Origin of the sequence: Ottowia caeni (genome assembly GCF_050821495.1) — a bacterium.
GTDB classification, from domain to species: domain Bacteria; phylum Pseudomonadota; class Gammaproteobacteria; order Burkholderiales; family Burkholderiaceae_C; genus Ottowia; species Ottowia caeni.
Map to the genome: position 1 here is coordinate 1,642,058 of NZ_CP151080.1, position 23,582 is coordinate 1,665,639.

The 23,582-nt window shown below is 57.9% G+C and carries 14 protein-coding genes, 4 tRNA genes and 3 pseudogenes; 19 read left to right on the top strand and 2 right to left on the bottom strand.

The genetic code is table 11. The annotated features are described in order from the left end of the window. Positions 1-6 precede the first annotated feature (6 nt). The 8 genes and pseudogenes from AAAK34_RS07975 (at position 7) to AAAK34_RS08010 (ending at position 8,738) form a co-directional block, all read left to right on the top strand. Positions 7-744, top strand: coding sequence for a lytic transglycosylase domain-containing protein (locus AAAK34_RS07975; RefSeq protein ID WP_431777917.1), 738 nt, complete (start codon positions 7-9; stop codon positions 742-744). A 67-nt stretch (positions 745-811) separates the two neighbouring features. Continuing rightward, complete coding sequence (gene parC, locus AAAK34_RS07980; RefSeq protein ID WP_231697194.1) at positions 812-3,175, top strand: DNA topoisomerase IV subunit A; 2,364 nt, start codon at positions 812-814, stop codon at positions 3,173-3,175. Positions 3,176-3,183: 8 nt separating this feature from the next. Further along, positions 3,184-3,375: a hypothetical protein gene (locus AAAK34_RS07985; protein ID WP_431777918.1), complete on the top strand. Its 192-nt coding sequence runs from the start codon at positions 3,184-3,186 to the stop codon at positions 3,373-3,375. 88 nt (positions 3,376-3,463) lie between these two features. Next, positions 3,464-4,338, top strand: a pseudogene (locus AAAK34_RS07990) (filamentous hemagglutinin N-terminal domain-containing protein); the annotation flags it as partial. A 1,370-nt stretch (positions 4,339-5,708) separates the two neighbouring features. Further along, positions 5,709-7,262, top strand: coding sequence for a hemagglutinin repeat-containing protein (locus AAAK34_RS07995; protein ID WP_431777919.1), 1,554 nt, complete (start codon positions 5,709-5,711; stop codon positions 7,260-7,262). 32 nt (positions 7,263-7,294) lie between these two features. After that, a complete protein-coding gene (locus AAAK34_RS08000; RefSeq protein ID WP_431778006.1) occupies positions 7,295-7,915 on the top strand; it encodes a hemagglutinin repeat-containing protein in 621 nt (206 codons plus the stop codon). A gap of 47 nt (positions 7,916-7,962) precedes the next feature. After that, the gene (locus AAAK34_RS08005; RefSeq protein WP_431777920.1) at positions 7,963-8,469 is read left to right on the top strand and encodes a hypothetical protein; all 507 of its coding nucleotides are present in this window, start codon (positions 7,963-7,965) and stop codon (positions 8,467-8,469) included. Between the two features lie 183 nt (positions 8,470-8,652). After that, a tRNA-Leu gene (locus AAAK34_RS08010) sits at positions 8,653-8,738 on the top strand. A 119-nt stretch (positions 8,739-8,857) separates the two neighbouring features. Here AAAK34_RS08010 and AAAK34_RS08015 read toward each other — a convergent pair. Then, positions 8,858-10,173: pseudogene (locus AAAK34_RS08015) on the bottom strand (MFS transporter). Between the two features lie 428 nt (positions 10,174-10,601). Here AAAK34_RS08015 and tig point away from each other — a divergent pair. The 9 genes from tig (at position 10,602) to AAAK34_RS08060 (ending at position 19,398) form a co-directional block, all read left to right on the top strand. Next, positions 10,602-11,915, top strand: coding sequence for a trigger factor (gene tig, locus AAAK34_RS08020; RefSeq protein WP_231697191.1), 1,314 nt, complete (start codon positions 10,602-10,604; stop codon positions 11,913-11,915). Positions 11,916-12,119: 204 nt separating this feature from the next. Continuing rightward, positions 12,120-12,728, top strand: coding sequence for an ATP-dependent Clp endopeptidase proteolytic subunit ClpP (clpP, locus tag AAAK34_RS08025; RefSeq protein ID WP_231697190.1), 609 nt, complete (start codon positions 12,120-12,122; stop codon positions 12,726-12,728). Between the two features lie 145 nt (positions 12,729-12,873). Further along, the gene (clpX, locus tag AAAK34_RS08030; RefSeq protein ID WP_231697189.1) at positions 12,874-14,139 is read left to right on the top strand and encodes an ATP-dependent Clp protease ATP-binding subunit ClpX; all 1,266 of its coding nucleotides are present in this window, start codon (positions 12,874-12,876) and stop codon (positions 14,137-14,139) included. 229 nt (positions 14,140-14,368) lie between these two features. Then, the gene (gene lon / locus AAAK34_RS08035; RefSeq protein ID WP_231697188.1) at positions 14,369-16,801 is read left to right on the top strand and encodes an endopeptidase La; all 2,433 of its coding nucleotides are present in this window, start codon (positions 14,369-14,371) and stop codon (positions 16,799-16,801) included. A 214-nt stretch (positions 16,802-17,015) separates the two neighbouring features. Next, positions 17,016-17,091 (top strand) — tRNA-Gly (locus AAAK34_RS08040). Between the two features lie 135 nt (positions 17,092-17,226). After that, positions 17,227-17,302: transfer RNA gene (locus tag AAAK34_RS08045), tRNA-Gly, on the top strand. A gap of 185 nt (positions 17,303-17,487) precedes the next feature. After that, on the top strand, positions 17,488-18,363 hold the full coding sequence (locus tag AAAK34_RS08050; protein WP_431778007.1) for a class I SAM-dependent methyltransferase: 876 nt from the start codon (positions 17,488-17,490) through the stop codon (positions 18,361-18,363). A 233-nt stretch (positions 18,364-18,596) separates the two neighbouring features. Then, positions 18,597-19,169: an NAD(P)H-dependent oxidoreductase gene (locus AAAK34_RS08055; protein WP_231697186.1), complete on the top strand. Its 573-nt coding sequence runs from the start codon at positions 18,597-18,599 to the stop codon at positions 19,167-19,169. 155 nt (positions 19,170-19,324) lie between these two features. Continuing rightward, a tRNA-Cys gene (locus AAAK34_RS08060) sits at positions 19,325-19,398 on the top strand. Here AAAK34_RS08060 and AAAK34_RS08065 read toward each other — a convergent pair. After that, the gene (locus AAAK34_RS08065; protein ID WP_231697185.1) at positions 19,367-20,347 is read right to left on the bottom strand and encodes a LysR family transcriptional regulator; all 981 of its coding nucleotides are present in this window, start codon (positions 20,345-20,347) and stop codon (positions 19,367-19,369) included. The two genes, AAAK34_RS08060 and AAAK34_RS08065, sit on opposite strands and share 32 nt — an antisense overlap. A 131-nt stretch (positions 20,348-20,478) precedes the next feature. On the opposite strand from AAAK34_RS08065, the gene AAAK34_RS08070 reads away from it, so the two are divergent. Then, positions 20,479-21,438, top strand: a complete 960-nt coding sequence (locus tag AAAK34_RS08070) for an ABC transporter substrate-binding protein (RefSeq protein ID WP_231697184.1) — start codon at positions 20,479-20,481, stop codon at positions 21,436-21,438. Positions 21,439-21,458: 20 nt separating this feature from the next. Then, positions 21,459-23,551: pseudogene (locus AAAK34_RS08075) on the top strand (hydantoinase/oxoprolinase family protein). The last annotated feature ends 31 nt before the right edge of the window (positions 23,552-23,582 follow it).

A 23,582-nucleotide genomic window follows, 5' to 3' on the forward strand; every position in this document is an offset into this window, starting at 1 on the left:
CTTCAGTTGGCGCCTGATGAAACCGGTGCTGCCGTGGGTGTCAAGGCCACCGGGAAGGCAGGCGAGCCAGCTTTCAAGGTTCCCACGCGGTTTGCCAGACTGGATTCTTCAAAGAGCTACAAGGCCGTGCAAAAGCACATTCAGGAGGCTGCTCACAAGCATTTGATCGATTACAGCCTCATCAAGGCCGTGATCGCCGCCGAATCGGGCTTCGACCCCGCTGCGGTTTCCCCGAAGGGCGCGGTCGGGCTGATGCAGCTCATGCCCACCACGGCCGAGCAATACGGTGTAGTGGCCGACAGGTCGGCCCGCATGGACAGGCGGGGCAAACTGCTGCCAGCTCAGTCCGTGGAGCAAAAACTGATCGATCCCAGAACCAACATTCAGGCGGGCTCGCGGTATCTTGCCTATTTGCTCAAGATGTTCAAGGGAGAGCTTCCCCTTGCTCTGGCCGCGTACAACGCAGGCGAGGGGGCCGTTCAGCGCGCCGGTAACAAGATCCCGAACTACAAGGAAACGCAAGGCTATGTCAAAACGGTCTTGGGCCTCTATGAGGTGTTCAAGCCCCCAGCCTCGCTCCCTGCCGTCTCTGGCTCTGCTGCATTTCCGACGGGTGTCGCTATTGGCCAGAGCAGCGGTCGCATGCGTGTGGAATTTGGAGGCATGCCAACCGCGAGCGTCAAAGCCAATCCACCCATGCTGGTCGATTACGGCGCGCCTTTGTTAGCTGATTCAGTTCGGTAGTGTCAGCCCATGAGAGCCTTGGGCGGTAGCCTCGGGCAATCACTCCTTTTCTATATTCCTCTTTTCAATGAACGATCTAACGGTCCTGGACCAAACGGGAGAGGGCGGCGGCTCGGATGACGAGCTGGCCCTGGCCACATACGCGCAACGCGCCTATCTCGAATACGCACTTTCAGTTGTCAAGGGGCGCGCGCTGCCGGACGTGTGCGATGGGCAAAAGCCAGTGCAACGGCGCATCCTGTACGCCATGGAGCGCATGGGCCTCAGCTACAACGGCAACACCGGAGCCAAGCCCGTCAAATGCGCCCGCGTGGTCGGCGACGTGCTCGGCAAATTTCATCCGCATGGCGACTCCGCTGCGTATGACGCGCTGGTCCGCATGGCACAGGACTTCAGTCAGCGCTACCCGCTCATCGACGGCCAGGGCAACTTCGGTAGCCGCGACGGTGACGGCGCAGCAGCCATGCGCTACACGGAAGCGCGCTTGGCCAAGATTGCCACCCTGCTCCTGGACGAATTGGACGAAGGCACGGTGGATTTCGCGCCCAACTACGACGGTTCGCACGAAGAACCCCGTCAACTGCCGGCGCGGCTGCCCTTTGTCCTGCTCAACGGCGCCAGCGGCATTGCGGTTGGCCTGGCCACCGAAATTCCGAGCCACAACCTGCGCGAGGTCGCCGACGCCTGCGTGGCGCTCCTCAAGTCCCCCAAACTGACCGATGACGAGCTCTTCGCGCTAATCCCTGGCCCCGACTACCCCGGCGGTGGGCAAATCATCAGTCCGGCCACTGACATTGCCGATGCTTATCGAACTGGCCGCGGCAGCCTGAAAGTTCGTGCACGGTGGAAAATCGAGGATCTGGCGCGCGGCCAGTGGCAGATGGTTGTCACCGAGCTTCCACCCGGTGTGAGCAGCCAGCGAGTGCTCGAAGAAATCGAGGATCTGACCAATCCCAAGGTCAAGAACGGCAAGAAGGCGCTCACTGCGGAGCAAACCAATGCCAAGACTACGGTCCTGGCCGTTCTCGATACCGTCCGCGACGAGTCCAGCAAGGATGCGCCGGTGCGCCTGGTGTTCGAGCCGCGCACCAGTCGTATCGGTCAGGACGAATTGGTCAAGACTTTGCTGGCACAGACTAGCCTGGAAACGTCTGCTCCCATCAACATGACCAGCGTCGGCCTGGACGGTAAGCCCGTGCAGAAATCGCTGCGCCAGATGCTGGAGGAATGGGTTACTTTCCGCCAGCAGACGATCACACGGCGCAGCCAGTACCGGCTGCAAAAAGTGCTCGACCGCGTTCACATTCTCGAAGGCAGGCGGCTGGTTCTGTTGAACATCGACGAGGTGATCGCGATCATCCGCGAGAGCGACGAACCCAAGGCCGCATTGATCGCTCGGTTTGCTCTATCAGAGCGGCAGGCAGAGGACATCCTGGACATCCGGCTGCGGCAGTTGGCCAGGCTGGAAGCCATCAAGATCGAGCAAGAGCTCAAGGAACTGCGGGAGGAGCAAGGTCGGCTCGAAGACATTCTTGGCAATCCGGCAAGTCTCAAGCGCCTGATGGTCAAGGAGATTGAAGCCGATGCAAAGCAGTTTGCCGATGCGCGTCGTACCCTGATTCAGGAAGAGAAAAAGACGGTAGCCGAGATCAAGATCATCGATGAGCCAGTCACGGTGGTCGTCAGCGAAAAGGGCTGGGTACGCGGGCGCGCAGGCCACGGCCACGATCCTGCGAGTTTTGCTTTCAAGGCTGGCGATGGTCTCTATGGGACTTTCGAATGCCGAACCGTCGACACGCTTCTGGTGTTTGGTAGCAACGGTCGTGTCTATAGCGTTGCAGTGGCCAGCCTACCCGGTGCTCGTGGTGACGGCCAGCCTATCACGACCCTGATCGACCTGGAAGCCGGCACGCAACCGCTCCACTATTTTGCTGGCGCAGAAGGCGTCACGCTGCTGTTGTCGGGCTCGGGCGGCTACGGGTTCCTGGCCCGTGTGGAGCACATGCTTTCCAGGCAGCGAGCAGGTAAAGGTTTCATTACCGTGGGTGCGGACGAACAGATCTGCCGGCCATCTCTGGTGTCGCCTGGTGGGGCGCCTTCGTCGGCCACTGCTTCGGTCATTTTGCCGGCCACGCATGTCGCTTGCGCATCCACCGGAGGGCGCATCCTCACCTTCGAGATCGGTGAATTGAAGCTGATGGAAAAGGGTGGCCGAGGGCTGACGCTGATTGATCTTGAGGCCAAAGACACTCTAGCCGGCGCTGCGGCCTACACCCGAAGCGTGCGTATCAGCGGAATCGGCCGAGGGGGAAAATCACGTGAGGAGACCTTGGAGATCCGTAGCCTCAACAATGCACGAGGCGCGCGCGCTCGTAAGGGTAAGGCGGCTGATCTGGGTTTCAAGCCCAGCAACGTGGAGCGGGTCCTATGATGGACGCCATGGGACTCAACATATCCGCCATAGGCATGATCGTGGCGGTGATCACTGGCCTTGGCAGCTTCTGGCTGGGCCGACGCATATCCAACAAGTGGCGTGCCAAGCGACAGGCCCAGCAGGAAGCCGCTAAGAGAGCCACAGAATCTCGGCAGGTTCTAAGGGCGAGGCAGAGGCAACAGCAACAGAAGCGCTGAGCCCCATGTGCTTACATGCGTTTCGCATGTAAGCGTCAAGAAGGATTACTATAGTTATCATTACAAATGAGTATCAATCTCGTTTGCAATGATAAATAGCTATTTCAAGACTCTTTCTTTCCGCACCGATGCTGATCGCGGTGTGTCAGCCGTGGTTGATTTGCACCCACAGCGCGTCCTGAAGCTGGTGTTGGCGTTGCAAGCCGTGCTTGCTTCGTGTGCCTGGGCGCAACTCGTCCCTTCCCGGCAGGCAGCGCCTGGCTCCAGTCCGGTGGTTGAAGCCAATCGCCAAGGCGCGGATGTCGTTCACATCGCTCCTCCCAGCGCTGCAGGCGTCAGCCATAACCGGTACCAGCAGTTCAATGTAGCGCCAGGGGGCCTGATTCTCAACAACAGTGCCCATGTGACCGACACCGCGCTGGGTGGGAGGGTGTCAGCAAACCCGCACCTGGGCGGGCAGTCTGCGCGGGTCATCCTCAATGAAGTCACGTCGGCGTCCCAGAGCACGCTAAGGGGGCTATCGAGGTGGCTGGGCGCCGTGCCGATGTCATTGTTGCCAATCCGAACGGCATCATGTGTGACGGCTGCGGCTTCCTCAATGTGGGACGTGCCACACTCACCACGGGTTTGCCAAGATTGGGAAAAGATGGAAGTGTGCAAAGCTTCGGCATTGAGGGAGGACATCTCTCAATAGGCGCCGGGGGGCTTGACGCCCGTGGCCTGCAGCAGCTTGATCTGCTGGCGCGCGGCATCGTGATTGATGGGCCCGTCCAGGCGGAGCGCATCTACGCCATCACAGGCGCCAATAAAGTGAACTACGGCGAGACTCCCGAGGTGGGGAGTGAAGCATATGGCAGCGAAAAAGCGCCCAAGTTTGCCATCGACATTGGAGAACTGGGCAGCATGCACGCGAGGCAGATCTATCTTTTGGCTACGGAGCGAGGGGTGGGCGTCAACAGTGTGGGACGCCTGACGGCCACTGAGGGCGACCTCCGCCTGAGTTCCGACGGAGATTTGCGCGTGCATGACGTCTATGGCGAGCAAGGCGTCACGCTCGGTTCAGTTCGTGGTGAACTTGCCATGGCGGGCACCATTGCATCGCCCGATCGGGTCGACCTCTCGGCAGGGCAAACGATTCATAACCGCGGCAGTGTGAAGGCAGGAGAGCGCCTCTTGGCCAACGCACCGCAAATTCGAAACAGCGGCACCGTGACGGGTGGCACTTCTTTTGGAGTCGGCGCCGGCAGCATCGAGCTGAAGGGTCAGGTTTTCAATACAGCGGGTGCCCGCGTGTTTAGCAGTGGAAACCTGACCATCGACGGCTCTCTGCACAACGTGGGCGGCGAAGTCCACGCACTTGGCGACATGACCATTGCCGGCCGGGTTGATAACGAAAATGCTGACCTCCGCGTCGAAAGGCATACCTCCACCCGACGGGTCAGCGAAGTGTCCTATGCTGACGAGCGCGCGCTTGAAGCGGAGTTCAACGCCAACGAGGTACGCATCGATAGCGGGCAGAATCTGATTTTGCCGAGCGAGACCTATCCGTTCGATCGCTTCGGTCACGAGCCCTACGACTTTGACAAACTGGCGGCAGACTGCGCGAATGGGGGCCTCGCAGGCCAGCCCTGCGGGTCTCGGTTGGGGGAGGTCTTGGAGCTTTTTGGTCTGCCCTCCCCGGAGGCCCGAGATACTGTATCGCTCGCCGAACGACGAACTGCCCTGCTGGAGAATCTGAAGCCGAAACTGGAGGCTTTCAATTCCGATCTGGCCACGCGCCGCTCTGAGCGTTATTTTGTCCGCACCATAGAAAAGCAGGTGACCACCGAGGATAGGGTGGTGGCCAGCCAACCAGGGCAAATCATTGCTGGCGGTGGCATCAGTGTGGCCGGAGGGTCCAACGTAGACAGCCGGATTGTCGCGGGCGGTGCTTTTAGTTCATCCGCCGGGTTCGAGAACCGCGCCAGGAAAGGCGAACGAACCGTCACCGCGCACGGGAGCGTGCAGAGCATGCTTGGGAAAGATGCGCAGGCGTCCAATCAGTGGGGCGGTCAGGATCAGTCTCAATCTCAGTCGCTGGCATCGGTGGTGTCGAGCGAGCTCTTTGCGCTTGATGTAGATAGTGATACTGCCCTCGGCGGCCTACTCTCAAGGAAGGCGCAGAACACTTCGTCAGGTAGCTCGTTGTCTGCGGTCAGCGTTCAAGTCCACGCGCATGATCAGGCTTTCATCAATAGCGGATTCATACTGGCCCATGGCGGTGCGGGGGTGGGGTCGACTCATCTGGCGGGGTCATCCAGGTCAATGCAGACCGCATTGAGCAGAACGGCGAGATGGCCTCCCGCGCCACGATCTTGCGCGCAGAGACGGATATCGTTGTTTCCGGGGGTCAAACACGCGGCGTGCGCGCTCCGGAGTCCATCGGGAGTCTGGTCTCCCTGGAGGCAGGTCGCAGCATCGAGTTGCGTCCCGCCATGCGCTCCATCAGGCACAGCGAAGGCGATGAGCAAGCTTTTGCCAGCCTCGCATCAAAGCCAAGCATGATTGTTGCCCAGACGGTCAGGTTGCGTGCTGGCCAGGACCTCACCAGTGGAGGCGCTCTCGTCAAAGCGGGAGAAACTATAGAGGCAAGTGCCACCCGCCATATTGATATTGGCCCGGCTTTCGAAGAGCGCACCACCGAAGTGGCTGCCGCTGCCCAAAGCCCGCAATCACACTGGCGCGAAAGCCGCATGACTGCTCAACCCAGTCGCTTCGAAGCCGGAAGGGTTGTTCAGATGACCGCGGGCCAGGAGCTTACTTTCAGTGGCAGTCATGCCGAAGGGGGGCTCCTGGACCTGCGAGGGCAGGGAGTTGTCATTGATGCAGCCTTGACCGAACAGCGGATTGATGTGCAAACCGTCAACGGCCAGCAGGTTCAGCATATCGACATGCACCGAAAGGATGCCGCCTCCAGCACCTTGATCGGGGGAACCGGCGCAACCATCCGCGCCGAGTCCGACCTGCAGATCACCGGGAGCGAGATCAAGGTCATGAACGGACAGGGCCACCTTTCCGCGGGAAGGGACCTGCGCCTGCGGGGTGCCGTCACGAACCGACAAGAGGTGGCCAACAATAAGTCGGCCGGATGGTCCTGGCTCTCTCACGGCGAGACGGATTTGAGCACGTGCCGTTCTGAAACCGGTGTGTCGCCAGCGGGCCTTGAAGGCTCGGCAATAAGTCTCAAGGCTGGGCGCGATCTGAGCATTTCCGCTTCCACAGTGTCCGGCTATCAGTCGCTCAAGCTCGAAGCAGGCAAGGACCTTACCGTAGGTGGCGAACAACATTCCCACTCGGAGCACGGCAGCACAAAGAGCGAACGACGTACAGGGTTGATTCGCAACTTTGGCATCAACGGGTTGCTGGGGCGCAGAGACAATGAAGAAAAGACAGAATCCAGCACGCATGTGGTTGTGCCAACCACCGTCGGTTCGATAGAAGGCGATGTCAGCATCGATGCCAAAGGAACTTATAGGCAGGCTGGCGGTGATCTTCTCGCCAACGGCGACGTCACTGTACATGCCAGGGACATAGAGCTGGTTGCCGCCGAAGGGAGCAATCGCAAGCGCCAGAACTTCGATTTTCAGCAGTACGGCGTGACCTTAGGGCCTAACCAGAAAGGCGTCGCGGGATCTCTCTCGGGCGCTTTCAACCAAGGCTGGTTCGCCAGTACCGCCCAGAGTCGCCATGCGCAGATCCTCCGCGCACTCAGTGGGCTGAGACTTGCCTACAGGGGGTATTCGCAGCTACCCGCTGCGCGCGATCATGCCTATGAAGTTGCGTCGCAGGTTCCCGTGCTTTTGAGGGGGAAATCGGTTCATTCCTTCGCACGCTTCGGCCGTCGGTAGGACTGGCCTGGGACGATTCCAGGGAAAATCCACTGAACGAAACTGTTACGTCCATTCGGGAATCGACCATCAGTGCAGGTGGGAAGCTCAGTTTGCAGGGGAATTCGGAGAGCGGATCCATTCGGACTGCGGGGGTGCAGGTGATCGGTGGGCGGGTGGAGCTGGACGCAGGCAAGATCGAATTGGGTGCCGCTTCGAGCAGCAAGAACCACGCGGGCGATTCGTACTCGGCGGGCATGGGCGCGGCCTATGAAATAGGTGGAAATGCAGGTGCGTCTGCATTTGGCTATTACGCAGGTGGGGCTACCCAGGGTAGCGCCCAACAATACAAGACAACACATGTGACTGCAAAGACCGAAGCCGTCGTCTCTGCCAATGCGGACATCAGTTTCCGAGGCGCCAGTCTGGACGCTGACTCGGTGACTCTCAAGGCAGGAGGATCCCTTTCCATTGAAACCCTGCAAGACCTCGACGAAGCGCAGGCCTACCGGATTGGCGCAGACACGTACGCGGGCGTGAAGGAGCACTACAGCGCTGGCATCGGACTCACGGGGGGCGGGGCGCTCTTCGATACGCCATGGCGACGTCACCCAGCCGAGTCCTGGCAGGACCTGGGGGCTTCAATATTGAAGCATCAGAAAGAATCAGTCTGACGGGCGGAGTCATCGAAAGCCTCGCTGCTGCAGACAAGAACAGGATCGTGACCGGCACTCTTCAAAGCCAGAATATCGACAACGTCAGCGGGCATGACAGCTTTATTCTGGGGGGCAATGTCGGTTATGACCAGAGCCAAGTCCAGAGTATCAGCGAATCAGCGGCTGTTCCTGGCTTCAGTGCAGATGCAGCGAGAAGCGTCACCCGCAGTTTCATCGCACCCAGTGCCATCATCTTGACGAAGAACAGCTCGGAGTCAGGTGAAGCCAAGACCTTGGCAGCTGGCGTGCAAGCGGAACGTGGGGAAAGCATGCGCCTCGTTCGGCAGCCAGACATCGGCGACGTTCTGCTGAGGCAGCACCAGGTCGCTATGGCGATTGGCGCCTTGGGGCCGGACGGTTTGGCCGAAGAATGGAATAACTACGCGGACACGCAGCAGCGCACCGCTTCCGAGAGTGGCAACATCGCTGCCGGATGGGCGCGTGATGGTTGGTGGCGGCAGGCCGGCCACGCTGTGATTGATCTTTTGGTGGGAAGGTGGTGGACGAGGTAAACCTTTTTTTATCTATCTGCGACCAAAATCGGGCGTGAAGCGTGTTTTTGCAAGGTAGAATAATCGGTTAGCCGATGCTCAGCTGGCAATCCATACGTCAAAGTATGGTTGTCGGCAGGCTGCGAACGCTTAAGGTGGCTGCAACAGTCACTTGGGGCGCTTGGCATGGCATTCAAGAAGACCGCGCGGGTGGCGAAATTGGTAGACGCACCAGGTTTAGGTCCTGACGCCAGCAATGGTGTGGGGGTTCGAGTCCCCCCCGCGCACCATAAAAAGAGAAAAGGCCCGGAAAGATCATCAGATTTTTCCGGGCCTTTTTGCTCTCTTCATCTTCCGCTGGGGGTGGCCTGTACGGGCGAACTGAGTCTCGCTGTTAAAGGATTTAGATTTACGCGCTCACAATCTTCCCCGTTTCAGGGTCGATCTTCACAAGCGGGCGCTTGCTGGTATTGGGCAGGAGCGCAGTCGCCAGTCCCAGCAGTGGCAAGAACGATGTCACACCATACACCCACAAAATTCCGTGTGTGTCCGCCAACTTGCCCAGACCTGCTGCACCGATGCCCCCTATGCCGAACATGAGCCCAAACATTAGTCCGGACACCATCCCGACTCGCCCAGGCACGGCCTCCTGGGCGTAGACCACCATCGCGGCGAAGGCAGAAGACATGACAAGCCCGATTGTGATCGCCAGGACGGCCGTCCAAAAAGATTTGCGTAAGGCAAGGCCAACGCAAAAGGCGCGACTCCGACGAACGAGATCCAGATCACTGCCTTGCGGCCAATTCTGTCGCCGACCGGGCCACCTGCGAATGTGCCGACTGCCACTGCTGCGAGGAACATGAAAAGGAAAATCTGGCTCTGTTGAATGCTCAGCTCGAAGCGCTGCATCAAGTAGAAGGTGTAATAGTTCGTGAACGACGCGATGTAGACAAATTTGGCAAACATCAGTATGCAGATCACCGCCACAGCGCGAATCACTCTGTTCCGGCTAAGCCCTTCCGAATGGCTGCTGGCAAGACTCTTTGTCTTTGCTGCGCCGTTCTGCATTACCCAGGCCGTGAGGCGATACAGGACAAAAATCGCGATCAATGCAATCAGCATGAACCAGGCGGCCGCGCCTTGTCCGTAAGGCACCACAATGGCTGCAGCCAATAGTGGGCCAATGGCCGAGCCGGAATTGCCACCCACTTGAAACGTGGACTGGGCAGTGCCAAATTTCCCGCCAGATGCCAGGCGGGCGATTCTCGACGCTTCGGGGTGGAACGTGGCAGAGCCTACGCCCACCAGTGCTGCCGCCACCAGCAGCATGGTATAGCTGCCCGCCGTGGCCAATAGCCCAATTCCGAACATGGTCATGACCATGCCGGAGGGCAAAAGATAGGGCTTCGGGTGTTTGTCGGTATACAACCCGATCCAGGGCTGCAGTAGGGAAGCGGTGACCTGATAAACCAGAGCAATCACACCAATTTCCCCGAAACTCAGCGAAAAATTCAACTTCAGCAGCGGGAAAATGGCCGGCAGCATCGCCTGAATCATGTCGTTGAGCATATGCGCCAGAGCTGCCCCACCCACAATGGGCAGCAAAAAGCCCTGGGTCTTTGGTGCAGGGGCCGCGATTTGCGCTGCCGGACTTAAAGAGTCTGTGCCGGGAGTCAGCGTGGTGGACTCAAGGGCTGTTGCCGTATTGGCTGTCTTGTTCGTCATGCGTGTTTTTTAGCAACAGAATCCACAAATCTTCCTCGTCACCAAGCATCGTCCTAGAAGGTTGGGCTGACGAAGGAAGCCCAACAAGCAGCGCAGATTTGGTCGAAACAGGTTTGGTTGTTCGCTGTCTGATTCTCTTCGCTGCGTGTTCAATTCCCAAAAAGAGCTAAAAAGAGCCCGACATTGCCCTGGGAGAGTCCGAGAAACAGCCCTGGACTATAGAGATTTTGGGAAAGTCTGACCGCGCAGAGGCTATAGCCTTTGGGGTGCTTGTCATCGCCAGTTAAAATAACAAGCTTTGCTCTGGAATGGCTGCAAGGCCTTTCCACACAGATCCCGCGAGGCGCTCCTTAGGCTGCTGTCTTTGATGCAGCAAATTTTGCGTCTTCGCACACCAGGAATTAATTCCTTTCGAGAGAGAAAACATCATGGCTGTGAACGTGGAAACCCTAGACAAGCTCGAACGCAAGATGACGCTGACTTTGCCCGTGGAAGCGATTCGCGGCGAAGTGGATGCACGCTTGAAGAAGCTTGCGCGCACCGTAAAAATGGACGGCTTTCGCCCTGGCAAAGTGCCAATGAGCGTGGTCGCCCAGCGCTATGGCTATTCGGTGCAGTACGAAGTCATGAACGACAAGGTGGGCGAGGCATTCTTCGTCGCTGCCAACGAAGCCAACCTGCGCGTGGCTGGCCAACCTACCATCACCGAGAAAGACTCGGCCCCCGAGGGCGAAATGGCCTTTGACGCCGTGTTCGAGGTGTTCCCGGAAGTCAAGATCGGTGATCTTTCCACGGCTGAAGTCGAGCGCGTGTCGGCCGAGGTCGGCGAGGATGCCATTGACCGCACCATCGACATCCTGCGCAAGCAGCGTCGCACCTTCGCACAGCGCTCCAAGGAGGCTCCTGCCGAGGACGGCGACCGCGTCACCGTGGATTTCGCAGGCAAGATCGACGGCGAGCCGTTCGACGGCGGCAAAGCCGAGGATTTCTCCTTCCTCATTGGCGAAGGTCAGATGCTTCCCGAGTTCGAAAATGCCGTGCGCGGCATGAAAGTGGGCGAAAGCAAGACTTTCCCGCTGGCTTTCCCTGAAGACTATCAAGGCAAGGAAGTGGCCGGCAAAACGGCAGACTTCATGGTCACCGTGCAAAAAATCGAAGCTGGTCACCTGCCTGAAGTGAACGAAGCACTGGCAAAGTCGCTGGGCGTGAAAGAGGGCACCATTGAAGGTCTGCGCGCCGACATCCGCAGGAACCTGGAGCGCGAAGTGAAGTTCCGCGTTGCTGCCCGCAACAAGCAGGCTGTCATGGACGCGCTCGCAGCCAAGGCAGAACTGGATCTGCCCAAGGCCAGCGTCCAGACTGAGATCAACCGTTTGATGGAGTCCGCCCGCGCTGACCTGAAGGCGCGCGGAATGAAGGACGCTGACAAGGCCCCCTTCCCCGAGGACATCTTCCGCCCGCAGGCAGAGCGTCGCGTGCGCCTGGGCCTGGTGGTGGCTGAACTTGTTCGTGCCAACAATCTGCAAGCCACACCAGAGCAAATCAAGGCGCATGTCGAAGAAATGGCTGCCAGCTACGAGAAGCCAGAGGAAGTCGTGCGTTACTACTACGCCGACAACCGTCGCTTGGCAGACGTGGAAGCTATCGTCATCGAAAGCAACGTCACTGAACACGTTCTGGCGCAGGCCAAGGTTACAGACAAGAATCTTGCTTTTGACGATCTGATGGGCCAGCAAGGCTAAAACTGCCAGAATGATGGGTAGTCGAATCCGGTCTGCGCATGGGCTGCACATGTGCTGCACATGCACTGAGCAGGCCGGCTCACTCTCCAGAAGAGCCTGTCGGCGCATTTAGTCTGGCAGCCTTCAGTATGGCAATTGAGATCGTGGGGCTTGAGCCTTGGGCTTCAAGCCCCATTTGCTTGTAACAGAACCAACGGAGTTTTCATGAGTGCACTTGAAACCAAGAACCTCGGCCTGATCCCGATGGTTGTCGAACAGTCTGGCCGTGGCGAGCGGTCGTACGACATTTATTCACGCTTGCTCAAGGAGCGCGTGGTTTTCCTGGTCGGTGAAGTGAACGACCAAACTGCCAACCTGGTCGTGGCGCAGCTACTGTTCCTTGAAAGCGAGAACCCTGACAAGGACATCTCGCTCTACATCAACTCACCGGGTGGCAGTGTGACTGCAGGCATGTCCATTTACGACACCATGCAGTTCATCAAGCCTGACGTGTCCACCATGTGTCTCGGCTTTGCTGCCAGTATGGGTGCTTTTCTGCTGGCCGCTGGCGCCAAGGACAAGCGCTATTCACTGCCTAACAGCAAGATCATGATCCACCAGGTGCTGGGCGGAGCCCGTGGCCAGGCGACCGACATCGAAATCCATGCGCGCGACATCTTGCGCACCAAGGACCAGATGAACCGCATCCTCGCCGAACGCACGGGTCAGTCCCTGGAGAAGGTGCAGCGCGACACCGAGCGCGACTATTTCATGACCGCCGACGAAGCCAAGGACTACGGTATCGTCGATCAGGTTATTTCGAAGCGGCCCTGAGTCCGGGTAGCCCGGGTGGCTCGCGGGTTGGCCCGCGAGGCGCCAGGGGCTGCCAGGGTTTATCAAGGGCATCACTATTCCTTGCCGCGACGCATCCCGTTTTCATTCGGTATCATGTGTCCATCTTTCATCAGAGTGTCATTCAATGGCCGATAAAAAAGGCTCTTCCAGTGAGAAGACGCTGTATTGTTCGTTTTGCGGCAAGAGTCAGCACGAAGTCAAGAAGCTGATTGCAGGCCCGTCTGTGTTCATCTGCGATGAATGCATCGACCTGTGCAACGACATCATTCGCGACGAATTGCCTACCACCACCACGGAGGCCGATGCGCGCAGCGACCTCCCTACGCCGGTAGACATCAAGAACAACCTCGACAACTACGTTATTGGCCAGGAGCGCGCCAAGCGTACGCTGTCAGTGGCTGTTTACAACCACTATAAACGCCTCAAGCATAAAGAAGACGCCAAAGGTGGCGATGTAGAGCTCGCCAAAAGCAACATCCTCCTGATAGGCCCTACCGGTTCGGGCAAGACCCTGCTGGCGCAAACCCTTGCTCGCCAGCTCGACGTGCCATTCGTCATGGCAGATGCCACCACGCTGACCGAAGCGGGCTACGTGGGTGAAGACGTCGAGAACATCATCAGCAAGCTCTTGCAGAGCTGCAACTACGATGTAGAGCGGGCCCAGCGTGGCATCGTCTATATCGACGAAATCGACAAGATCAGCCGCAAGGCTGACAACCCCAGCATCACGCGCGACGTCTCGGGCGAGGGGGTGCAGCAGGCGCTGCTCAAGCTCATCGAGGGCACCCTGGCCAGCGTTCCTCCACAAGGTGGGCGTAAACACCCGAACCAGGACTTCCTGCAGATCGATACCACCAACATCCTGTTCATTTGCGGTGGCGCGTTCGCGGGCATCGAAAAAGTGATCGAGGCGCGTACTGAAGCCTCGGGCATAGGTTTTGGTGCCACCGTCAAGAGCAAGCAGCAGCGCTCCGTTTCCGAGGTGTTCAAAGAGATCGAGCCTGAAGACCTGATCAAGTTCGGCCTGATTCCTGAGCTGGTTGGTCGTATGCCCGTCGTCGCCACCTTGGCTGAGCTCTCCGAGGAGGCCCTGGTCGAGATCCTGACCGAACCGAAGAACGCCCTGGTAAAACAATACGGGCGTCTGCTTGCGATGGAAGGCGTTGAGCTGGAAATCCGTCCTTCCGCTTTGAAGGCCATTGCACGTAAGGCATTGGCACGAAAAACCGGTGCGCGCGGATTACGCTCGATTTTGGAGCAGGCGCTGATCGACACCATGTTTGATCTGCCTGCCGCCTCCAACGTAGCCAAGGTCGTGGTAGACGAAAACACTATCGAAGAAAGCCAGCCCCCGCTGCTGGTCTACAGAGAAGCCGCCAAGAAAGCCTGAAGCAGCCCTTATTTGACTTTTCTTCCTCGCGTTTTGCTCGCAAGGTGAGGGGGGAGGGTTGGAGGCCTGCAATCAGGTCTGTCCGTGCAGGCCGCCGTCCCGCTCTTTCCAGAAGAGAAAGGTCAAAATTTGCAAGGCTTTGCACGCTATTTGGCGTGTCAACCCGCCAAAGGGTTGAAAATGCGGTTTGCGCGGCCATCTCTGGCTCATAACCCCTGAGGATTTTTCCATGTCCGGAACCACGCCCCTTCCCACCACGCCGATTGATCTGCCCCTGTTGCCCCTTCGCGACGTGGTGGTCTTTCCGCATATGGTGATTCCGCTGTTTGTGGGCCGTCCCAAGAGTATCAAGGCTCTGGAAACCGCCATGGCAGCTGATCGCCGGATCATGCTCGTGGCCCAGAAAGCGGCCGCGAAGGATGAACCTTCCGTCACTGACATGTTTGAGGTCGGCTGCGTCTCCACGATACTGCAGATGCTGAAACTACCTGACGGTACCGTAAAAGTGCTCGTCGAAGGCCAGCAGCGCGCCACGGTCACGCACATTGAAGACGGCGAGTCGCACTTTGTTGCCACCGTCACGCCCCTGGAGGCCGGCGCCCAGGAAAACAGCAGCGAAGTGGAGGCCCTGCGTCGGGCTGTCATGCAGCAGTTTGACCAGTACGTCAAGCTGAACAAGAAAATACCGCCCGAGATTCTCACCTCCATTGCCAGTATCGACGAGCCTGGACGACTGGCGGACACCATCGCTGCTCACCTGCCGCTCAAGCTGGAGAGCAAGCAGTTCGTGCTTGATCTGGCAGACGTCAAATCGCGCCTGGAAAATCTCTTCGAGCAGCTAGAGCGCGAGGTGGACATCCTCAACGTGGACAAGAAAATCCGCGGCCGAGTCAAGCGCCAGATGGAGAAGAACCAGCGAGACTTCTACCTCAACGAGCAGGTCAAGGCCATACAAAAGGAGCTTGGTGAGGGTGAAGAGGGCGCCGACATTGAGGAAATCGAGAAGAAAATCAAAGCTGCGCGCATGCCAAAGGATGCGCGAAAGAAGGCAGATGCCGAGCTGAAGAAGCTCAAGCTCATGTCGCCCATGTCGGCTGAAGCCACCGTGGTGCGCAACTACATCGACGTGCTGGTGGGTCTGCCTTGGGCCAAGAAAACCAAGATCAAACACGACCTCGCTTACGCTGAGGAAGTCCTGAACGAAGACCACTACGGCCTGGAGAAAGTCAAGGACCGCATCCTTGAATATCTTGCGGTGCAGCAGCGCGTCGACAAGGTGAAGGCGCCCATCCTTTGCCTGGTCGGACCTCCCGGCGTCGGCAAAACATCCCTCGGTCAGTCGGTTGCCAAGGCCACTGGTCGCAAGTATGTGCGCATGGCCCTGGGTGGCATGCGCGACGAGGCGGAAATTCGCGGCCACCGCCGTACCTATATTGGAGCCATGCCGGGCAAGGTGCTGCAAAGCCTGAACAAGGTCGGTACGCGTAACCCGCTGTTCCTGCTCGACGAGATCGACAAGCTCGGCATGGATTTTCGTGGTGATCCATCAAGCGCACTGCTTGAAGTGCTCGATCCCGAGCAGAACCACACCTTCAGCGACCACTATGTAGAAGTTGATTTCGACCTGAGCGACGTCATGTTCGTCGCCACTTCGAACTCCATGAACATTCCGCCTGCCTTGCTTGATCGCATGGAAGTCATTCGCCTGTCGGGTTACACCGAGGACGAGAAGACCAACATTGCCCTCAAGTACCTGCTGCCGAAGCAATTGACCAATAACGGTGTCAAGAACGAAGAGCTCAAGGTTGAAGAGTCGGCGGTGCGCGACATCGTTCGTTACTACACCCGGGAAGCCGGCGTGCGTTCGCTCGAGCGCGAACTCTCCAAGATCTGCCGCAAGGTCGTCAAGGGACTGCAACTCGGCCAGCTCAAGCCGCAGGTTATCGTCGCCGCTGAAAATCTGAATGACTACCTCGGCGTGCGCAAGTACAGCTATGGCCTGGCCGAGACGCAGAATCAGGTTGGTCAGGTGGTTGGTCTCGCCTGGACTGAAGTTGGCGGCGATCTGCTTACCATTGAAGCAGCCACTATGCCCGGCAAAGGCGTCGTGCAGCGTACTGGCCAGTTGGGTGAGGTCATGAAGGAATCCGTCGAAGCAGCGCGCACGGTGGTTCGTTCGCGCGCACGCGGGCTGGGAATCAAAGACGAGGTGTTTGAGAAGCGCGACATTCACATACACGTTCCGGATGGCGCAACTCCCAAGGACGGTCCCAGTGCCGGCGCCGCCATGACCACAGCCATCGTTTCGGCGCTGACAGGCATACCTGTGCGTGGCGATGTGGCTATGACTGGCGAGATCACCCTTCGTGGGGAAGTTACCGCCATTGGCGGCCTCAAGGAGAAGCTCCTGGCTGCTCTGCGTGGCGGTATCAAGAAGGTCATCATCCCCGAGGAGAACGTCAAGGATCTACAGGAGATCCCTGCCAACGTGAAGGAAGGGTTGGAAATCATCCCCGTCAAGTGGATAGACAAAGTCCTCGAAGTCGCCCTGGAGCGCCAGCCCGTTCCTTTGACCGATGACGAAGTTGCCGCCCCAGTCGTGGCCGCAGCCGCTCCCGTTCCTGCGAAGAAACGTGCGAGCGGCACAGCCATCAAACACTGAGATTGAACCTCAATCCGGATTTGGGCTGAAAAGAGACGCGCCGCGGAACTCCTCCTCTTTTCCCTCTCCCTTTGGGAGAGGGTAGGGTGAGGGCTCTTCCAGCGCCGCCTCGCGACAAACCTGCAAGTCTCCGAATGCATCTGCAAATTCTTCAAAATTTTTTAGGCCCCTTGCGAAAACCCTAAAAAATCTCGTATACTACAAGGCTTGCAACGCGGGAATAGCTCAGTTGGTAGAGCGCAACCTTGCCAAGGTTGAGGTCGCGAGTTCGAGCCTCGTTTCCCGCTCCATTTTGGAGTTTCCATGGATGAATGCACCATTCATGGAAGTAAAAAAGGAAGTTAATTCTTCCTTTTTGGTTTTTGAGTATTGCAGGAAGTTGGTGTTGGTTTTTCCGGCATCCAGTTTTCAGTAAGAAGTGCAGCGCGGGAATAGCTCAGTTGGTAGAGCGCAACCTTGCCAAGGTTGAGGTCGCGAGTTCGAGCCTCGTTTCCCGCTCCAAATATGGAGCATCCATGGATCCCAACTGATTCGTGGCGTGTTAGAAAAAAGGAGCTACGGCTCCTTTTTTTATTTCTGATCGCTTATGCGGAAACACCCCCAGTAGGGTTTCAAGGCCGTACGCTGAAATCAGAATAAGTCAGAACTCCTTTGTATCCTGAATCTAGACGTTGCATCCTTTGAGTGTGCCCGTTACATTCCATCTGTCTCTGTTCTGGGGAGTGATGATGCAGCTCAGTGGTCGATCCTTCATCAGCGCCTTGGCGGTTGCCGTGGCGCTCGTCAGTACTGCCGTTTATGCGCAGAAGGACTCAAAAGCTAAAGACACCTATACGCCCATGGTAGGCCAGGAAGGCAAGGACGTCGTTTGGGTGCCCACCTCTCAGGCTTTGGTCGACCGAATGCTGGAAATGGCTCAGCTCACTCCGAAGGACCGGTTGGTGGATCTTGGCTCAGGTGACGGCGTCACAGTCATTACGGCGGCCAAGCGCGGAATCAAGGCGCGAGGCATAGAGTACAACCCCGACATGGTCGCCTTGTCCAAGAAGCGTGCGCAAGCCGCCGGTGTTTCAGGCCGCGCGACTTTCGTTCAGGGCGATATTTTTCAGACCGACTTCTCGGATGCCACGGTTGTAACTCTGTTCTTGTTGCCAAACCTGAACATCAAGCTGCGCCCCATCTTGCTGAATATGCCGCCAGGCACGCGAATCATCGCCAACACGTTCGATATGGCAGACTGGGAGCCGGATGAAACCGCTGAAGTCACCAAAGACTGCGAGACTTATTGCCGAGCTTTGAAGTGGATCGTGCCCGCCAAGGTGCAGGGAACTTGGGAGATCGATGGCAAGAAGCTTGCACTGACTCAGAATTTTCAGATGCTCAAAGGCGCTTTGGGCGATGGTGCGGCTCCGAGCCAGTTGTCCGACGGCCGACTTGAAGGTTCTCGGATCAGGTTCTCTATCGGAACCGACCGATACGTCGGAGAGGTTCGTGGAGATGGAATGCAGGGCACCATCAACGGCTCCCAACGCTGGCAAGCCAGGCGTATGGCCGGATCCTGATTCAGCGCGGGTACTATTCAGGGTAGGGGCCAGAGAAGGTGTTCAAGACTCTGAGGGGAAGCGCGGGCCGATGCCAGGGATGCAGCGCAAGGCGGATTTTGTTGCCAATAGCCCAGCTATTGACGATGAAAGCCAACGCCGCGATGCGCCCTGGTATCCGATTCGCGCGTCGTCATGGGTTTTGAACACCTTCCCTAAAGCCCCTTGTTTCTTTCTCTACCTGAAGTACCTTTATGACAAGTCCCGTTCTCCATACCTTGATCTGCAGCACGCGCCCAGGGCGCATCGGTCCGTCCGTAGCCGAGTGGGCACACAGCCAGGCTCAAGCCCACGGCGGCTTCGAGTCCAAGCTGGTGGACCTGGCCTCTTTTAATCTTCCTGTATTCGATGAGCCTGAGCATCCTAGGCTCGGCCGTTACGCTCACGAGCATACGCGCGCCTGGAGTGCCAGTGTTGCAGCAGCGGATGCTTTTCTCTTTGTTCTGCCTGAGTACAACTTCGCGCCGCCAGGCTCTCTCGTTAACGCGCTTAACTACCTCGTCAAGGAGTGGAACTACAAGCCAGTTGGGTTCGTCAGCTATGGCGGCATTTCGGGCGGGGTCCGGTCAGTTCAGGTCACCAAGGGTCTTCTGACCACGCTGAAGGTGGTATCCATGCTCGAAGCCGTGGCAATCATCAATGCTGGCGAACAGCTCAAGGCAGAAGGTGGATTGAATGCCAACCCGATCAACGGCCAAGCCGCCAAAGCCATGCTGGATGAGCTTCTGCGCTGGACCAACGCGCTCAAGCCATTGCGCGCCAGCTGAGGCGAACTGATCGAACCAAGTCTGCTTGTCGGCTTGATCCTGATTTCAGGCTCGCTGGAGATCGATTCATCCGGGCGTCGGGGCTGCTGAAAACGAGGCTATAATCGCGGTCTTCATTGAATCAGTTGAAGTTTTTCTTCAGTTGGTTCATGTGCGGCGCGATAGCAAAGCGGTTATGCAACGGATTGCAAATCCGTCTAGTCCGGTTCGACTCCGGATCGCGCCTCCAGGAATTCATGCGCCCCAGCGCCCTCATCGGGTTCTGGGGCGTTTTGATTTCTGAGTGTGCCTGGTGGAGGCCTCTTGAAGTAGCTCTCGGCAAAATCGCTGAACAGCTGCACGGAAGATAGATTTGATCCGCGACTATTGGCGTAAAGCATGATGCGCCGCTTCACCACGGGGTCAACGATCGGCACGGTGATGTGCCCGAGTGATGAAACGATCGGCTCGACTGTTCCCAGAATGACGGCTGATCCCATGCCTGCCGACACCATTCCCAATGCCGTGGTGCCGACGGTAACCTCGTATGCCTGAGGGAACTCGTATTCCCAACCTAGCGATGCTTGTATGCGGACCTTCGTGTCAGTTCCAATGAAAATGATCGGCTCATGGCAGATGTCCGACCACTTCACACTTTTCTTCCTGGACAGGCTGCTTGCGCGATCGCATACCAAATGCATGGACGTGTCCATCAAATGCCTTACCCGTAAATCTGTCCTGGGGCGGCGCTCCGCGAAAATCGCAATGTCAGCGCGTCCCACATCAATGGCATCCAGAACCCCATCGACCGGCACATCCACAGGTAGGACACCTATTCCCGGATGAGCTTGTCTGAAACTATTCAGCAAGGGTGGGAGCGCTGCCCAGAACAACATTTGCGTCGTGGCAATGCGGATGGTTCCACTGCGTTGCTGCTGGAGATCCACCGCGCAGCGTCGCGCGGTTTCGAGATCCTGCAGGACCTGGAGCGCGTGGGGTAGAAATTCCCTTCCAGCCGGCGACAGAGCCACCGATCGGGTGGAGCGGTCAAAGAGCCGCAGCTTCGTCGCACTTTCGAGTTCACGGATCAGAACGCTCAACGCAGAAGGCGTGACGCTCATTTCCGTGGCGGCAGCCGAGAAGCTGCCAAGTCGCGCAACACAGGCAAATCCACTCAGCTGTCTCAGGGTGACGTTCATGGTGATCGCGCATTTCGATTGTTGAGTTAAAACTCAATAGATCATAAAGATAATTCGCTTCTAATTAATTATGAAGGCACATAAAGTGGACGCTTCTTCTGTACTACTTCCATCTCGCACCGGTTTACTCCATGGCAATTGACGCAACTTCTAACGTTTCCGAATCCATTCATCCCGGGCGTGCCGCACGAGTGGGCCTGATTCACTACGCGGGTAAGGGCGATCCATTTGTTGGCACTGACGATGTCGTGTGGTTCAAGAATGCCATGTCCCGCCTCGGCTACAGCAGCGGCGATACCGTTGAATACATGGAGTGCTATGGAAACAGGGACTACGCCCGCACCCGGGACCTTGCTCGACAAATTATTGATTGGGAGCCGGATGTTGTCGTCTCATTCATGACGAATGCAAATCTCGCCCTGAAGCCATTGCTTGAAACACGCCCGGTGCCGGTGGTCTGCTGGGCCACTGACATGAAGGAGGCCGGGTTGATCGAAACCCATCGCAGGCCAGGCGGAAACTTCACGGGCTTTACTTTTGTGCCGGGAAACAACTGGGCGAAAGTGCGAATGATGAAGTTGCTCGTGCCGAATGCCCGTCGGGTCGGGCATCTCTACAACCCAACGTACTCTCCGGCACCTTCCTGTCTTCGTGAGCTCACTGCAGCCTGCGAAGCGATGGGCATTGAACTGCCAGTTTATGAGACGTTGACAAAGGAAGCCTTCAAGACATCCATCCATGCCATGGTGCGAGATGGCTGCGATGCCGCCATTGTCGGACCGCATGAGCTTTTCAATACCAACGGAAAGCTGCTCGGCGAGTTGTTCATGGACGCGAATCTGGTGACTGTCGGAAATCAGCTCTCGATGCTTGAGAGCGGTGGTGTCGCCTCATTTAACTCTGCTGGCAAGCTTGCTTGGCCGTTGATGGCGTTCGTGGTGGATGACATTCTTCATGGAGCCAAGCCTGCAGAAATTCCTGTCAATCGTTCTTGCCGTGGCCCTGTGACGTTGAATGTGAGGGCTGCAAGGGCGCTAGGCGTGGAACTGAGTGGCGAGTTGCTAGAGGAAATCGACTTCCTGATTGAATGAACGTGCCGATAGATACTTGCATGTCATCCTCGCTTCGTTTGTCTTCCGATATTGGCGGAACCTTTACCGATATTGCGCTTGAACAAGGATCATCCAGATGGTCCTGCAAGGTGCCCACGACTCCCGGCGCTCCGGAAGAGGGGGTGCTAGAGGGCATGCGCCAGGTGCTCGAGATGGCGCAGAAGAAGTTCGCTGATCTGGATGCATTCATTCATGGCACCACGCTTCCAACCAATGCGGTCATCGAGCGGCAAGGTGCCCGTACGGCACTGGTGACCACTGAGGGCTTTCGCGATGTGCTGGAAATCGGTAACGAGGGACGTTATGACCAGTACGAGATGGCTCTCGTGCGTCCGCGCCCACTGGTCGAAAGGCCCTTGCGTTTGACGCTCGCTGAGCGGATCGATGCTCGGGGGCAGGTCATCAAGCAACTCGAAGAAGGGCAGTTGCAACGCCTTGTGGGTCAGTTGCGCGCCCAACGTGTCGAAAGTGTCGCCGTTGTTTTCCTCCACGCCTACAGGAATCCCGCGCACGAGAAGTACGTCGAGCGGTATTTGTCGGCCGAACTGCCAGAGGTCAATGTTTCTTTGTCCTCCGAGATCTGCCCAGAGATACGTGAGTATGAGCGGACCTCCACAACCGTACTCAATGCGTATATTCAGCCGGTGATTGCCGGATACCTGCGTCGCCTGGAAAGCCGGATGAAGGAGCAGGGGTTCCAGGGGGAGCCCCTCATCATGACCTCAGGGGGGACTTTGACCTCCTTTACACAAGCGCGTCGCTTCCCGGTGCGCCTTATCGAATCGGGTCCAGCGGGAGGTGCTCTGTTTGCTGCACACGCCGCAGCTCGTGTGGGTGAACGTCATGTCATCGCGTTTGATATGGGGGGTACGACGGCCAAGCTGTGCCTGATCAGCGATAGCTCTCCCGAGAAGTCACGGCTGTTTGAGGCTGACCGCGCGGCCCGCTTCATGAAGGGCAGCGGCTTGCCCGTACGCGTCCCGGTTATTGATCTGGTCGAGATAGGTGCGGGGGAGGCTCGATCGCAAGTGTCGATGCGCTGAGGCGAGTTCGAGCCGGACCGAGAAGTGCGTCGTCCGTGCCCGGACCAGCTTGCTTCGGACGGGGAGGCACGCAGCCCACAGTGACGGATGCTGATCTGACACTTGGTTTGATTGACGCAGATCGTTTTGCCGCTGGCAGCATGAAGTTGAACGTAGAGCTGGCACATCGTGCACTGGCTGAGGGCGTCGGGCGCCCGCTAGGGATCTCGCCGGTCGATGCGGCGCACGCTGTCTATGAAACTGTCTGCGAGAGCATGGCGAGTGCTGCGCGCGTGCACGCGGTCGAGAAAGGCGCATCCATTGGGCGCTACAGCATGATTGCGTCCGGTGGGGCTGCTCCATTGCACGCAGCCCGCGTGGCGGAAAAAGTGGGCATCAGCCGAATCATTGTGCCGTCGGACGCGGGCGTAGGCTCCGCGGTCGGGTTCCTGCGGGCTCCTGTGGGCTTTGAGTCTGTGCGTACCCTACAGGTTCGCCTGGAGCAATTCGATCCGCAACTCGCAGCGCAGATCACATCCGAGATGCGCGAGAGTGCGATGGCGCAGGTGCGGGCGTATGCAGGAAATGCCGATCTGGATGAGACCTGCCTCGCGCTGATGCGGTATGTCGGTCAAGGCTACGAAGTGTCGATTGACGTGACGCAGGCGATTCGAGACGGCCTCGACGGTGTCGCCTTACGCGAGCTTTTCGAGGCAGCATATGTGCGCTTGTTCGGGCGCACGATCCCTCGAGCTGCCATCGAGATCATCAGCTGGTCAGTCGAGGTGACGACTCGCGTTACTCGCCCGCCGAGCGTAGATATTCCATCCAGGATTCCGGCCCCGAAGCCCGGCTTCTGGTCCCGGATCTATCACGAAGGTGAAGCAAGCGTTGTTGAAGTGCCGTGCTTTCAAAGAAGCGATTTGCCGATCGGAAGTTTTTTGAGCGGTCCTGCCTTGATCCTGGAATCCCAGACGACGACCTATGTCAGCGGCAACTTCGATGCCCACATAGATGGGGCTGAGTCTATCGTGATGGAGCGCAAAGGACGAAATGAGGCCCAGCCATGAGCAGTGAACCATTGCGTGCGATCGACCTGCA

Coding starts and splice junctions, on each gene's coding strand:
- parC (WP_231697194.1), top strand. CDS start 812: ATGAACGATCTAACGGTCCTGGACCAAACGGGAGAGGGCGGCGGCTCG.
- AAAK34_RS07985 (WP_431777918.1), top strand. CDS start 3,184: ATGGGACTCAACATATCCGCCATAGGCATGATCGTGGCGGTGATCACT.
- AAAK34_RS07995 (WP_431777919.1), top strand. CDS start 5,709: ATGGCCTCCCGCGCCACGATCTTGCGCGCAGAGACGGATATCGTTGTT.
- tig (WP_231697191.1), top strand. CDS start 10,602: ATGGCTGTGAACGTGGAAACCCTAGACAAGCTCGAACGCAAGATGACG.
- clpP (WP_231697190.1), top strand. CDS start 12,120: ATGAGTGCACTTGAAACCAAGAACCTCGGCCTGATCCCGATGGTTGTC.
- clpX (WP_231697189.1), top strand. CDS start 12,874: ATGGCCGATAAAAAAGGCTCTTCCAGTGAGAAGACGCTGTATTGTTCG.
- lon (WP_231697188.1), top strand. CDS start 14,369: ATGTCCGGAACCACGCCCCTTCCCACCACGCCGATTGATCTGCCCCTG.
- AAAK34_RS08055 (WP_231697186.1), top strand. CDS start 18,597: ATGACAAGTCCCGTTCTCCATACCTTGATCTGCAGCACGCGCCCAGGG.
- AAAK34_RS08065 (WP_231697185.1), bottom strand. CDS start 20,347: ATGAACGTCACCCTGAGACAGCTGAGTGGATTTGCCTGTGTTGCGCGA.
- AAAK34_RS08070 (WP_231697184.1), top strand. CDS start 20,479: ATGGCAATTGACGCAACTTCTAACGTTTCCGAATCCATTCATCCCGGG.